This window comes from Mucilaginibacter sediminis, assembly GCF_051903035.1.
Taxonomy (GTDB): Bacteria; Bacteroidota; Bacteroidia; order Sphingobacteriales; family Sphingobacteriaceae; genus Mucilaginibacter.
In genome coordinates this window covers 23,341-37,259 of record NZ_CP170602.1, presented here as the reverse complement: position 1 = coordinate 37,259, position 13,919 = coordinate 23,341, and the positions used below count along the sequence as shown (strand labels likewise).

The 13,919-nt window shown below is 42.7% G+C and carries 15 protein-coding genes; 4 read left to right on the top strand and 11 right to left on the bottom strand.

Annotated elements, in window-relative coordinates:
* Positions 1 to 63 precede the first annotated feature (63 nt).
* Entirely contained in the window at positions 64 to 1,113 is a 1,050-nt protein-coding gene (locus tag ACFGVS_RS00165) for a response regulator (protein WP_439696936.1), read from the bottom strand.
* A complete protein-coding gene (locus ACFGVS_RS00160; RefSeq protein WP_090653118.1) occupies positions 1,110 to 2,297 on the bottom strand; it encodes a PAS domain-containing sensor histidine kinase in 1,188 nt (395 codons plus the stop codon). The genes ACFGVS_RS00165 and ACFGVS_RS00160 overlap by 4 nt, the downstream gene beginning before the upstream one ends.
* Before the next feature lie 249 nt (positions 2,298 to 2,546).
* On the opposite strand from ACFGVS_RS00160, the gene ACFGVS_RS00155 reads away from it, so the two are divergent.
* The 4 genes from ACFGVS_RS00155 (at position 2,547) to ACFGVS_RS00140 (ending at position 7,299) form a co-directional block, all read left to right on the top strand.
* A complete protein-coding gene (locus tag ACFGVS_RS00155; RefSeq protein WP_090653148.1) occupies positions 2,547 to 3,272 on the top strand; it encodes a TIGR00730 family Rossman fold protein in 726 nt (241 codons plus the stop codon).
* 113 nt (positions 3,273 to 3,385) lie between these two features.
* Positions 3,386 to 3,781 (top strand): hypothetical protein, encoded by a 396-nt coding sequence (locus tag ACFGVS_RS00150; protein WP_090653119.1) that lies wholly within the window; start codon positions 3,386 to 3,388, stop codon positions 3,779 to 3,781.
* 309 nt (positions 3,782 to 4,090) lie between these two features.
* Positions 4,091 to 5,572, top strand: a complete 1,482-nt coding sequence (locus ACFGVS_RS00145; RefSeq protein ID WP_439696935.1) for a hypothetical protein — start codon at positions 4,091 to 4,093, stop codon at positions 5,570 to 5,572.
* Between the two features lie 287 nt (positions 5,573 to 5,859).
* A complete protein-coding gene (locus ACFGVS_RS00140; RefSeq protein WP_439696934.1) occupies positions 5,860 to 7,299 on the top strand; it encodes a L,D-transpeptidase family protein in 1,440 nt (479 codons plus the stop codon).
* Between the two features lie 139 nt (positions 7,300 to 7,438).
* On the opposite strand, the gene cysQ is transcribed toward ACFGVS_RS00140, so the two are convergent.
* The 9 genes from cysQ to idi form a co-directional block, all read right to left on the bottom strand.
* Entirely contained in the window at positions 7,439 to 8,215 is a 777-nt protein-coding gene (gene cysQ, locus ACFGVS_RS00135) for a 3'(2'),5'-bisphosphate nucleotidase CysQ (protein ID WP_439696933.1), read from the bottom strand.
* Between the two features lie 29 nt (positions 8,216 to 8,244).
* Positions 8,245 to 8,928, bottom strand: coding sequence for a MarR family winged helix-turn-helix transcriptional regulator (locus ACFGVS_RS00130; RefSeq protein WP_090653124.1), 684 nt, complete (start codon positions 8,926 to 8,928; stop codon positions 8,245 to 8,247).
* 57 nt (positions 8,929 to 8,985) lie between these two features.
* Positions 8,986 to 10,029 (bottom strand): oxygenase MpaB family protein, encoded by a 1,044-nt coding sequence (locus tag ACFGVS_RS00125; protein ID WP_439696932.1) that lies wholly within the window; start codon positions 10,027 to 10,029, stop codon positions 8,986 to 8,988.
* 84 nt (positions 10,030 to 10,113) lie between these two features.
* A complete protein-coding gene (locus tag ACFGVS_RS00120) occupies positions 10,114 to 10,752 on the bottom strand; it encodes a flavin reductase family protein (RefSeq protein WP_439696931.1) in 639 nt (212 codons plus the stop codon).
* A gap of 1 nt (position 10,753) precedes the next feature.
* On the bottom strand, positions 10,754 to 11,470 hold the full coding sequence (locus tag ACFGVS_RS00115; protein ID WP_090653127.1) for an SDR family NAD(P)-dependent oxidoreductase: 717 nt from the start codon (positions 11,468 to 11,470) through the stop codon (positions 10,754 to 10,756).
* Positions 11,467 to 12,150 (bottom strand): GTP cyclohydrolase I FolE, encoded by a 684-nt coding sequence (gene folE / locus ACFGVS_RS00110; RefSeq protein WP_439696930.1) that lies wholly within the window; start codon positions 12,148 to 12,150, stop codon positions 11,467 to 11,469. The genes ACFGVS_RS00115 and folE overlap by 4 nt, the downstream gene beginning before the upstream one ends.
* Positions 12,151 to 12,178: 28 nt before the next feature.
* Complete coding sequence (locus ACFGVS_RS00105) at positions 12,179 to 12,913, bottom strand: lycopene cyclase domain-containing protein (protein ID WP_439696929.1); 735 nt, start codon at positions 12,911 to 12,913, stop codon at positions 12,179 to 12,181.
* Positions 12,910 to 13,368: a sterol desaturase family protein gene (locus tag ACFGVS_RS00100; protein ID WP_090653130.1), complete on the bottom strand. Its 459-nt coding sequence runs from the start codon at positions 13,366 to 13,368 to the stop codon at positions 12,910 to 12,912. The genes ACFGVS_RS00105 and ACFGVS_RS00100 overlap by 4 nt, the downstream gene beginning before the upstream one ends.
* A 19-nt stretch (positions 13,369 to 13,387) precedes the next feature.
* Positions 13,388 to 13,903 (bottom strand): isopentenyl-diphosphate Delta-isomerase, encoded by a 516-nt coding sequence (gene idi / locus ACFGVS_RS00095; RefSeq protein ID WP_439696928.1) that lies wholly within the window; start codon positions 13,901 to 13,903, stop codon positions 13,388 to 13,390.
* Positions 13,904 to 13,919: the final 16 nt, after the last annotated feature.

The window sequence follows — 13,919 nt, the reverse complement described above, 5'->3', positions numbered from 1 at the left end:
ACAAAACTACAATTGCATAAGCAGCAATAGAATGAGCACTATCAACTCAATAAATGATTATTATCAGTTTTTCATTTTAGATAACTTTTCGGGCTGAAGAATTGTAATCAGGCTGCCTTTTTTTTCTATTATTCCTTCGTCTTTAAAGTCAGACAGCGTGCGGCTTACCGTTTCGGTAGCCATGCCGGCCATGGCGGCCAGGTCTTCGCGGGTAATTTTAATCCCATCACTATCCGCATGCTGCCGGTGCAGTCGGCATAATGCTTCGGCCATTCTTTTACGTACCGAGTGATAGGCCAGCTGCATCAACTGATCTTCTTTATCACGAATATCATTGGCAAGTAACTTTATAAATTCCCGGGCCACTTCGGGGTAATGGCTCAGCAGGTGATCTATCTGGTCTTTAGGGATAAGGCAAAGCGTGCTATCTTCAAGCGCAGTAGCTGTATCTGAAAAGGGTTCGTTAGATAAAATAGCATTAATACCCAGGTAATCTTCACCAACGTAAATACCAGTCATCAGTTCGCGTCCGTCCTCGGCAAGCTTTATTGTTTTTATACGGCCGGTTATTACAAGGTAAAGGCCGTTACCTTTATCACTCTCGTAATAAATTACCTGGTTCTTTTTAAAATGGCGGCTTTTACGCTCGCTAATTATCTTCCTTAATTCGGCCAGGCCATCATTTTTTGCTATCAGGCCGCCCAGCCTGTCTAACGATTTACTGTAAAAGGTTTCGTGCAGTTCTTTTTTTTTCAACCGGCTTTCAATAGCATTTAAAAGTTCCATGTCATCAAAAGGCTTGGTAAGGTAATCATCAGCGCCCATTTCCATGCCTTTACGCAAATCCAGCCTTTCGGCTTTAGCCGTTAAAAATATAAAAGGAATGGCGGCTGTTTCAGGGTTTTTGTTCAGCATATATAATACGCCATAACCGTCCAGTTCGGGCATCATGATATCGCATAAAATAATATCCGGTAACTCTTTTACGGCAATCTCTACCCCTTTTTTGCCATTATTGGCATCAAAAACCTGGTAGTTGGCAAGCTCCAGAATTTCAACCACGTTTTCGCGGATATCGTTATTATCTTCGATGATCAAAACTTTTTTATTCATGATATTGGAAAAGTTATTGTGAACAATGTACCCTGGTTAATATTGCTTTTAAACTCAACACGGCCATTCATTAAACTGGTATAGCGTGCAACAATATTAAGGCCCAATCCCGTACCGGGAATATTGCCCGTATTATGCGCGCGAAAAAATGCCTCAAACAAATGTTTCTGATCGGTATCAGGTATACCAATGCCGTTATCTTTTATAGTTATAATACAGTTGCTATCGGCAATTTCGGTATTAAACTCGATAAAAGTATTCTCGCCCGAATATTTGATGGCATTTGACATCAGGTTAATAACACAATTTTTAAGCAGGTTAGGGTCGAGGTTTACTATACTGCGCGTGCCGGTGTGCTGATAAATAATACTTTGGTTTTGCTTGGCAACCATTTGCAGCTCTTCGGTTATTTCTTCCGAAAATTTCACCAGGTCAAACGGTGTACATGTTGGCTCAACCCGGCCTGCCTCCAATTTCTCAAGCGACAGAAAATCGTTAAGGATGGTTGTTAAATTGCCAACCGCGTTTTTAATTTTTGCTACATGCTTGCGGATGTTGGCATTATCATAAGGCTGGGCATATTTTTCTATTAGCGACGCCGATAGCTGCACGGCGCTTAAAGGCGTCCTGAACTCGTGCGAGGCCATAGATACAAAACGGCTTTTTAAATGCCCCAGTTCCTTCTCTTTTTCGAGCGAAACACTCACCTCTTCTTTTGCCTGTTGCAGTGCGCCTACGGTATTTTTAAGTGTTTGGGTACGCTGCTCAACCAAATCTTCCAGGTGGGCGGCATAATCCCGCAACTGCTCCTCGGCTTCTTTTTCCCTTGAAAGGTCGTGTATAAAACCGGCGTAAATCTTTCTGCCGGCAAAATCAACTTCGCTTACTGCAAGTCTGAAGGGGAAGGTTGTACCATCTGTTCGCAAACCTGTAACCTCCCGTCCAATGCCTATAATATGAGGATCGTTTGTTTGTTGATAACGGTGAATGTACTCGTCATGTTGTGCCTTATACGGCTGCGGCATCAGTACCGATATATTTTTGCCAATAACATCTTCCGGCGTACACAAAAACAGCTTGCAAGCCGAAGGGTTAATCGTTTCTACGATGCCCCGTCCGTTGATAGTAATTATACCATCAATGGCGTTTTCAATAATAGCTTTTAGTAAGGCCGCATTTTCCATATACAGGTGTTTTCCATCAACTGATAAACATCACAAATATTAACATAAACAGGCAATTAAAATATAATTGTTTTCATGTATAAATGTGATGGTGGTCATTTTTATTGGCTCACGCTATAAGTTGCCTGGCCCGGCTGCCGGTAAACTGATAACAAACATGTACTATAATGTTCGTTGTCATGTTTTGAGCAATAAATAACTTAAACCTTTACGTTGTATTTGATGGATATTAACCTAATAAAAATAAACATGAATAATGCAGAGATACAATTTCTTGAAGGCCCGCAATCAAGGTTAAGCGAACTCAAATTTACGTTTAAAACCATGGCCGATCTGATACACGGCGTTAGGGCCCTGCATTTTATCGGCCCATGTATAACCGTTTTCGGATCGGCCAGGTACCCGGAAGATCACCCTTACTACCAGCTTACCAGGAAGGCGGCCGGCGAATTTGCCAGGCTTGGTTTTACTATTCTTACGGGTGGCGGCCCCGGATTGATGGAAGCTGCCAACCGTGGCGCCAAAGACGTTGGGGGCCGCTCGGTTGGCTGTAATATTCAGCTGCCGGTTGAACAAAAACCCAATCCCTACCTGGATAAGTGGGTGTACATGAAGCACTTTTTTTTGCGTAAGGTTTTACTGGTAAAATACTCGTTTGCATTTATAGTGATGCCTGGCGGCTACGGCACTTTAGATGAATATTTTGAAGCGCTTACCCTTATCCAAACACATAAAATAAACAATTTTCCGGTAATCATTTTCGGTACAGAATACCACAAAGAACTGGTTAAGCATATACAGGTTATGAAAGAGAACGCCACAATAGGCGAACTTGACGCCAGCCTTTGCCTGGTTACCGATGATATTGAAGAGGCTGTAAACCTTATCAAAGAAAAAAGCATTAAACAATATGGCCTGAAAGCAAAAGCTAAGCCTAAACCAATTAAATGGTTGTTTGAGCGTGCCCTTAATTAACTTAAAGATGACCACGATCATTTTTTATGTATAAAAGGCCGGCTAATTTTACCGGCGAAGCAATAATGCAATCTTAAATAATTAGTAAATTAAATATGCAATCTACCACATCAATGTCTGCACGTTCTTTACAGTACTACGTAATAGCGCGGCGCTGGTTATCCGATCTTGAGTTTTTTAAGATAGAAACATCGTTCCTGCAAAGGTTATTGGATAAGCATATTGCCAATTTGCAGGATGCCAATCATATCCATAAATTAATTGCCGCCGGGAAAGCTTTAAAACACCTCCAGGATACAGAAGTTGAAGAGTTGCTTACAAGGCAGGTAAGGCTGCTGGAACTCATGTCTGAAGATATTATACCCGAAGATACCGATGCACTTGCACCTACCCAGGTAAAACTGGCCTATTTTATGACCAACCTTACCCGCGAATTCAGGCAGGTTAAGCAAGACCTGTTTAATTTGGTACTGGATACCGCACAAGTTAATAAAACTATTACCACCTAACTGACGCCTTATTATTAACAGTTAAAGCGCCTGTTTATACGGGCGCTTTTTTATTTCCAGGCAACAACGTTATATTTAAGCATCTGCCTATTACGGGTACCAAAAATTCATGGATGGTAACTTCAAATGGTAAAATAAAAAAACACAATCGGCAAAGCTGCTATCCTTCCTTTAGGCATCCGATTATTGCATTCTTCCACCTCCTCTCAAAACCGGCAAAATCATTAATCGGGACGTTTGGGGTTACAAAAGGTATATTTTATATCAGCACCTTCAGGCAGGTACACTGAATTTTATTAACTTTCAAGCATGAATAAGCCGGGCCTGTTTAAATTTTTGATCTTCCTTATTATCTCCCTGGGGATATTATTATCCGTTTACCAGTTTCTTTACAACAGAAGTTTATGGAATGATGAAGCTACATTATCTTTAAATATTATCCATAAAAGCCCTGCTAAATTACTTAAACCGTTAGATCTTGCCCAGGTTGCCCCTTTGTTGTTTTTGGAAATTGAGCATTTTACCTTTTATTTTATTTCAGGAACCGAATACGGATTAAGGTTGTTCCCTTTATTGAGTTTTATAGCCTCCATATTCTTTCTATATCAAATTCTTAAAATTGCGTTTAAAAATCGCTCAACACATATTTTTGCTTTATCGTTATTTGTATTTAATTCTGTTTTACTTTACTATTCAAGTGAGGTTAAACAGTATATGAGCGATGTACTGGTTGCCAATATGCTATATTATTGTTTAATAAAAACCTATAAGCGCGATTTCAACAGGTACGTTACCCTTGCTATTGTTGGCGCAGTATCAATTTTTTTATCAAACATCTCTATTATCATATTATTTACATTTGGCTTATACCTCATTTTTGATAGCTACAAAAAAAAGGCATGGCATCCGGGTATTACCTATGTATTTTTAACATGGTCAATAACGTTTGGAATATATTATTTTTCCTTCATCCTAAATCACCCAACAAGAGATTATATGGTAGGGTATTGGTCAAGAGAGCAGGCGTTCCTTCCCCTAAACCCATTAAGCCGGAGTTTTTATCTTTTCCTTTTCGCAAAAAGCCAGATGATTTTTTACTTTTTGTTCGGGTATGGCAACCTTGGGAAGATTTTTTTTCCTTTACTATTTTTAACTGGCATTTTTAATTTATACAGCAGAAAAGCATTTGGCAGTATCATGCTCATCACATTGCCAATTATGGTGCATTTAGCACTATCCGGGCTCAAAATGTATCCTTTTGATAAGCGGCTGATATTGTATCTATATCCAATTTTTATTATCACAATAGCTTTTGGATTCGATTTTTGCAGGGTAAAGCTGGCAGGCATAGTAAAACCTAAAGTACTTGCGAAGCTGGCACCTGTTGTGGTAGTTATACCCATCTATTTTTGCTCCTTCGTTTACTTTAATTCTTTCCCAATGGTGCATACGGAGATAAAACAGAGCATTAATTTTATCAAATCCAGGCTGGAAGATAATCAGCGGGTGTATGTTTACTATGATTTAGTGCCGGCTTTTACATATTATAACCAAACCCGGTTTATGAACCTAAAAAACCCCCTTACTTATGGATTTTACGACCCGGACCGGAATAACTATATAAACCAGTTGAAATTATTGAAAGGTAAAAATTGGCTTTTGCTAAGTTATGAAGGTACGGATGCAGAAAAATTTATAATTAGCACATTAGATAAATTGAAATACAAAAAAATTGAATCATATACATTTGGCGGCGCAAGCGCATATTTATATGACTTTGGTAACCAATAACGTATCCCCGGCAATGGCCCGCACATGGGGCTGGTTGTTGTAACAACCCGGTCGGGATGGCTATAGCTTTTATCCCTGTGCATCAGTAACAGTTAAATACCGCACCAGTTTAATAACACTATTACAACCTAATTGAAGCCTTATTATTAACAGTTTGAGTGCTTGCTTATGTGGGTATTTTTCATTTTCCCCGGAGTTTTATCGTGTTTAAAATCAAAATTAAACATGCCCAAAGTCATTATTTAAGGGCGTTCAATCATCGATTTTTACGCTATAATCCCATTAGCATGAAATCGAATTTAACCAAGCGCATTTTGTTGGCAGGCATAACCATGCTCATGCTATCAGCTGCCGGCGTTGGCGGCGCATTTGCATTCAACAATAACATTAACCCTGTTGATAGCTTAGGCAACGAGATTCAAAAGCAATTAGCCGATAAGGATGTAAGGCTGCAATTATACTACCCCAAATCGGTAAGCCGCTTATATATACAAGCGGGCTTTATGCCGGTGTGGATAAAACCGCAAAACTATGAAGGGCCAGCCTGGCAGGCCATGCAAATGATTGATTGCGTTTTGCAATTCGGACTTTCGCATGCCGACTACCATCCTAAAGAATTGATTAATGATCAATTACATAACATATTGGATACCCCAAAAAAGGTGCGCCTTCAGCAACAGGCCTTGTTTGATATTATGCTGACGGATGCAATCATTAACCTGATTAATAACCTGCATTACGGAAAGCTAAACCCCGAGTACCCGGCAAGCAAAATTGACGCTTTGACCGATGCGGCCTTCATGGCCGATAAAACACTGACGCTTGCCCTGCTGCAAAAAAAATTAATAACAGCCATAGCTGCAGTTCAGCCTGCCATGCCTGAATACGCAGACCTGCGCCGAAAACTGTACCTGCTTGAAGGCCTGCGCCAAAATAATTGTTACGAGCTTCCGCAAGCGCAGGAACGCAAGATTGCTATTAATATGGAACGACTGAGATGGATAAATACCGGCGACAGGTATTACATACATATCAATATTCCATCGTACACTTTAAAATTGCATATTAAAGATTCGACCTGTAGTTTTAAAGTTATTGTAGGCAGGCCAGAAACGCCAACACCAACCCTGCAAAGCGCCGTTAACTATTTAACAACTGCCCCCGAATGGAAAGTTCCGGCAGCAATGTTCGCCGGTACCGTATTGCCAAACGCTATTAATGATACCGCGTACCTTAACAATAACAATTACGGTATATATAGCCAGGCCGGCGACTTTATTGACCCAACCCCGGCGAACCTAACCAAAATAAAAAACAATCCCACGCAATACTATGCCAGGCAAACCATCGGCTGCGACAATGCGCTTGGGCTGGTGGTATTCCGTTTTGATAATGTTTATAAAATATACCTGCATGATACCCCGCAGCTATCGTTATTTGTCAAAAAAAACCGGGCTTTAAGCAACGGCTGTATCCGCATTGAACAAGCACGCCGGTTTGCAATACTTTTATTAAAAAATGACGACTCGGCCGACAAGATCAAGGCACTGGATAAAGGACTGAACACTTATTTTAAGCAAAACATCTACCTTAAGAAAGCCATGCCCATCAAAATCACTTATTTAACCTGCGAAATAAAAGATGGCGAACTGATAAGCCTTACCGACATCTATAACTTAGATAACAGCCTGGAGATGGCTTTATATGGCACCGATAAACTTTTATAAGTTTCCTTTATGTGTAGGATTTGGAAAACGTTAAACTCAATCGCTCAATATGTACTTACCGTTTTTTCAATCCCCTATCTACTTTCCAATTATTCTTTACAGCTTTCACCTGGCAAATCGATTTGGTTAATATTCCCCCCTATCCTACCTTCACCAGGAAACTTCCGTTTAATAACGATGGTTTGTTGTATTCAAATGGCTGGCCATCGGGCCTGGTCATTACGGCGCGACTATAAACGACAATGGCCTGGCCGGCGGCGGTATCCCACTCCATGGTGGGGCCATGGCGGTAGTAAATATGGGCTTTACCTTCGGCTATCAGGCAAAACTTAATGGAACTGCCAATGGAAATAGTAGCCGAAACAGGGTATCGCGCCAGCAACTCCGCTTCCTCAGCTGATGCATGCGACCGGCTGCCTACAGATATCCATTCCTTCGCGTTCACGTCGGCATAAATTTGCGTTTTTCCGCCTTCGGCTGTTTCTTTCCAGCTGCCAATCCCTTCACCTCCATAATAAAGCACATCGGTTACCGGTACATAGATGATGCCTAAAACGGGGATATTGTTATGCATAAGCGCAATGTTCACGGTAAACTCGCCGTTGCGTTTAATAAACTCCCTGGTGCCGTCAAGCGGATCAACACACCAGTAGTACTCCCAATTTTTCCTGGTCTCATAGGGAATATCCTTGCCTTCTTCAGAAATTATAGGGATATCGGGAGTAAGCGCGGTTAAACCTTCGGTAATAATATCATGTGATACCTTATCCGCCAGCGTTAAGGGCGACAAGTCATCTTTCAGTGTTACTTCGATGCGCGTATTATAAACGCTTAAAATACCGGCGCCGGCTTGCTTTGCCAATAACAATAACGCGGTAAGTTCGGCTGGCGAGATGATTGAGGTGCTATTTTCCATATGGCTTCACAAAACGTTAGGTTTGATTTTTAATCAACGCCCTCTTCAATAAATGCTTTCATATCGGCTTTTGTGCTGATGGTTTTCTTTTCATGATGTTCATAATGAAAATCTTCCAGCTTTTGAAGCAGGTGCTGCAGCGTAAGTTTCTCGGGAATACTGAGCTTGCCGGTTATCATTTTGCCTGCATAGCTGGTATCCACAAAAACCTCGTATAATAACTGCTTGCCCTTATCGGTAATACCCACGTATTTGCCGCGTTTGTCTTCAGGGTTGTCCCATTGCCTGGCCAGGCCAGCAGCTATCAGCCTCCTGATCACCTCTGTGCCCGATGTTTTTTCCTGCAGGTTGTAGTTAATCAGCTCGCTTTTTGTTAAATGATCATGCGTAAGCAAAATAGCCAGCCCGGTAAATTCCTCGGCGGTTTGCAGGGGGGTGCCATCCAGCGCTTTTTTAATATAGAATTTGGCATAACGGCTCATGAAAACAAACAGCCTGCCTATATTATTATCAAGCTGGTACGCCACTTCAAGAGCCATTTTTTCGCTTTTACCAAAACGGACATCACCATTAACATATTCGTCGGTAGGATCGGCTACATGATTAAGCAGAAAACCGGTAAAATCCTGAATAGAAACTTCATCGCCTTTGTGCTCTTTCTCCATCTCTTCTACAAGGCTTATCAATTGATGAATGAGTTTGTATGATTTCATGATTTTTCTATTTACCGGTTACTACCATTTGTTGCCAAATTTATAAGTTTTATCTTGTTATGCTGTTTTCTGCTTTTTGAACTCCGAATAGGCTCTACTATAAGCCGTTTGCGGATCTTTTTCGGGCTTAAAGCCTTTGAACAAATTTATAGTGCGCAACAGCGTTAATTTATAAGCGGGCAAAACAGGCGCATCAATGCCCAGCATATCGGCAACATCAGCACCCAGTAAATAACGCATTAGCCCAAGTATCTCTTTGGCTGTGGCTTTACCCTCGTTAACCGCTACGATATGTGTTGTAAGTGTTTGTGTAAGCCGGCGGCCATGTTCCGAAACGCAAAACTGGCGGGCATTAATGGTATGGTCAAGCAATTGGGCCATTTTTGAGGTTGTGGGGATTAAATCCTCCTGAAGGCCTGATAAATAACCGATAACATTCCATAAGTGGATATAGGCCTCCTGGTCGGCCTCGCTTACGGTAAAGCCCATAAGCCGCAGTCCCCTGATAACAATAAGCGAAAACGAGAGATTAGTGCCGGCCATATCTTCCTGGTTGATAGGAAATCCCCAGGCATGGTCCCATTTGCCGCTTTGCAGCGTATAGTAGCGTACGGCGGCATGCATTAGCCTTACCTTCAGTATTTCGGTAAAACCATTCCCATCGCCTGCAAAAGCGCCGGGCGCCATTATTTCCCAAACAAATACTGCGGTTTCGTGCAGTCTTTTACTGGTTTCATTTCTCATCCGCTCCGAAAGATAGAGCACCATGGCGCCATTGGCAGCGGTGTAACAATACGGAAGCGAAAGCAGGCCCAGCAAAGTCATGATAGTTTCGGCATGCCTTGCAAAAAAAGCCGCCCCGGTTTTCATTAGCCTGGGGCTGGCCCATGCCGGCAAACAATTGGCTTCATTTATGAAAGCTATACCCGGAAATTGCTCAGTTAACCGGCTATAGCCCGCGGTACCACTTAACCAAAGCTGCAAATCCTTTTTCAAACCGGCATCCTTAAAAGCCTGGGCAATAAACGCATCTGCAGGCTGGTCGCCCAGCAATCTTTTGCCGTTCAAAAACTCGTTGGTATAAGTATTGTGCCCACTCATTTTAATTCATCGATTGAATAATAGCTTCTGCGGCAAACCTTCCGCTCTTCATTGCTGCATTAATCGAGCCATTCATTTACCTGTTTATAATTCTATTTCTTTGGGTTGAACACCCGGTTTTGCGTACGCCAGGCGGCCCAAAGGCTGCGGCAGGTAATAGCTATCCAATCCAGACACCGTCATGGTGCCCGCGGCAACATGATTCACCGTTCCGTCATCGGCTATCAGGCTATCATCGGCCATTAGTAATACTACCTCGCCTATCACCATGGTAGTGCCATTTATTGCCAGCTCTGTCATCTCCCGCAGTTCGAGCCCCATCCGCAAGGTGGAGTTTGCAACAAAGGGTGCCAGGAAACCCCGGCTATACATTTTTTTAAATCCGCACTCGTCAAATTCCGACACGCCAGACGGGTAGCTTGCACTGGTTTGATGCGCCTGCTTGTACCATGCCGGCAGCACATTGTTAAGGGTATATTGCCCCACCTGGCTAATGTTACGCAGGGTATCATTATGTTCGCGCTCGGGCCGGATGATCATACCGAACAACGGCGGGTTTGACCCAAGGTGAAAAACCGAACCAACCAAACACAGGTTGGTTATACCATCGGGGTTAATGGTACCCAACAGGTTAAGCGATTTAAAGCCGTTTAAACTATTTACCAGGTTAACCCGGTACCGTTTTTCCATAGCCGCAAATTGCCCGCTATTAATACTTGCCATATCAGTTTGTTTTCAATTTACCCAATCCGCCATCAATACCTATAACCTGGCCCGTTATCCAGCTGCTATCGTCCGACAATAAAAAAGCAATGGCCTGGCTAATATCTTCGGGCTGCCCATATTTACCCATGGGGTGCCTTTTTGCTGATGCTTCCTTTTTTTCGGGGGTACTTAACAGGTTTTGCGCCATGGGGGTATCTGTTAACGATGGCGCAACAACGTTTACCCTTATTTTTTGACCGGCCAGTTCGGCCGCCAATGACAGGGCCATCCCTTCGAGCCCGCTTTTAGCTGCCGCTATACTGGCGTGATATGGCATACCTGTTTTTGCCGCTACCGAACTTACAAATACTACAGATGATGAACCCGAGGCCTTTAACGCTTTTAGCGCCTGCTGCACAACCCGGGCCGCACCTACCACATTTAGCTGGTAATCATTCAAAAAATCAACATCGGTAAGCCTGCCGAATGGCTTTAAATTGATGCTGCCAACAGCGTAAACTACGCCGTGCAATACTTCGGGGAAAAAAGTGGCTGCAGTTTCCAGATTGCCGGTAACATCAGCTGCCAGGTGCTTAACACCCTGCGGCAAACTGGCAGACAGGTTCCTGGAGATAACATAAACCTGTGCCCCGGCCTGGCTAAGCTGTTTAACCAGGGCCAGCCCGATGCCCGAGCTGCCGCCCGCTACCACAATATTTTTGCCATGAAAATTCATGAGCCTATGTGTTTAAGAAATTCATTTTTTGTTTCGGGATTAAGGAATTTGCCGCTGTACTCGGCCGTAATAGTTGTACTGCCTGTATCCCTTACACCCCGGCTGGAAACGCAATGGTGGTAAGCATCTACTATTACCGCCACATCTTCTGTCCCCAGTGCCTCTTTTATCAGGCCTGCAATTTGTATCGTAAGCCTTTCCTGTACCTGCGGCCTTTGCGAGCAGTATTGAACAATCCTGTTAAGTTTTGACAAGCCAATTACCTGCCCGTTGCTGATATAAGCAACATGAGCTTTGCCCACAATAGGCACAAAGTGATGCTCACAATTGCTAAATACCGCTATATTTTTTTCAACCAGCATCTGGTTGTAATTAAATGGGTTTTTAAAAAGCGTGGGCACAGGCTTGTTAGCCGGGTTTAAGCCGCTAAATATCTCCTTAACATACATTTTGGCAACCCGCTTAGGCGTATCTTTCAGGCTATCATCGTCCAGGTCCATGCCTAACACATGCATAATGCCGGCAAAATGCTTTTCAATCAATTCTATTTTAGTTTCATCGTCAAGCTCAAAAGCGTCGCTGCGCAGGGGTGTATCAAATGCCGAACCAGCATGTTCCAGTGCAGCATCGGCAAAATCGTTGCCCCTATCGTTTTTAATTAAAGTATCGTTGTTTATCATTAATATATTTGAGTGTTCGGTGTACAATTCAACCCAGGTTTATAACTGGCGCCATTTTTTTAGCAAGTTCATTGTGGCGGCGTTGCTTATCCCCTATCCATGAATAAATTATTACGTTTAAAAGTATCAGGTCCATACCATAAAAAACATCTTCAACGGGTATGGTCAGGATGCGGATATTGAGCATTTGTGCCGGGTTATACCAAACAACCGGCTGCTGCAAACCTGTGCCGGTAAGCAATCCGTTCACAATTAAAAATGGCAATAATAATATAAGGTAACTCACGTAAAAACCGGGTAACCAGTTTACCTGCAAAACAAACCTTGCTACAAAAACCAGGATGGCCAGCGCCGTAAAAGTAAAGGCTGTGTAGCTTAAATTCCTGAAAAACACCGCCATAAAAACCGACGAAGCTACCAGGGCAATGCTAATGGCAGATTCCAATGTCTTTGGTATATTTTTCTTGATGAGCATATTAAGGCACACGTAAGAAAAAACACAGGAATAAGGAATACATAAAAAAAACAATACTTCCTCAATAGGCAGGTTACCTACATTTATCCCGATAAGGTAAGCCGGATTAAACCCCCATATTTTCAGGTGGGTAAAATACATGTCCCACCCAATAAAAAGCAAACCTGTAATAAGCACTGCCGGGAAAAAGGCCGGCCAGCTTTTGTAAAACTTTAGCTTTGGATGAAACGAAAACAGAAAAGGTACCAGGATTGAAAAAAAATCAATCAACAGATAAGTGTTTTTCATGCCGGCTGACTGTTTTTGTTTTCGCGGAAATATTTAAGAGGAACCCATAGCATGCCAAAACATTCACCTTCTTCTTTCCCAATATGCTTATGGTGCATTTTATGCGCCCTGCGAATGGCCTTTAAATACCGGTTTTGCGAGTTGCGCAATACTTTAATGCGTTGATGTATAAATAAATCGTGCACAAAAAAGTAACAGGCACCATACAGCGTAATACCGGTACCCACCCAAGTAAAAACCGGCATAGCCCCTAAGGTACCTACAGCCAGGCAACTGATACCCGGTATAGCGAAGATGAGAAAAAACAGGTCATTTTTTTCCAGGTATCCGGGCTGTTCTTTTTTATGATGATCGCGGTGCCATACCCATAACAAACCGTGCATTACATATTTGTGGGTGAGCCAGGCAACACCCTCCATGCCCATAAAAGTGATTATGATAATTAGAGCGTTCATTATTGCGGATTAATTGGGGTTATTGGTAATAATTTGCGCGCACCTGCTCAAAGCATATCTTTAACCATTCGGTATAATCGGCAGGATGTTCATCCAGCTCCCGGGCAAGGTCTTCAAGGCTGATGTACCTGTAGGCTTCTACCTCGCCGGGCGATGGATTGGGCGCTGTGTTGCTTACGCCAAAAAACACGTGATCATATTCGTTTTCAACAATGTTTGCCTGCAATACCGAGCGATAGCTGAAACTAAAAACGTGGTTTAGCGGGCAATCCATACCCATCTCTTCCATTAAGCGACGATGGGCAGCCTCCAGTGTATCCTCACCAGGCCGCGGATGGCTGCAGCAGGTGTTTGTCCATTTACCGCCCGAGTGGTACTTATCCAGTGCCCGCTGCTGCAACAGCAACTCGCCTTTGAGGTTAAAAACAAATACCGAAAATGCACGGTGCTTTTTATCCTTCAGGTGGGCCTCCATCTTTTCCATGGTACCCAACTGGTTATCATCGTCATCAACCAAAATAACACGCTCTTCCATCGTACCTGTATTAAAT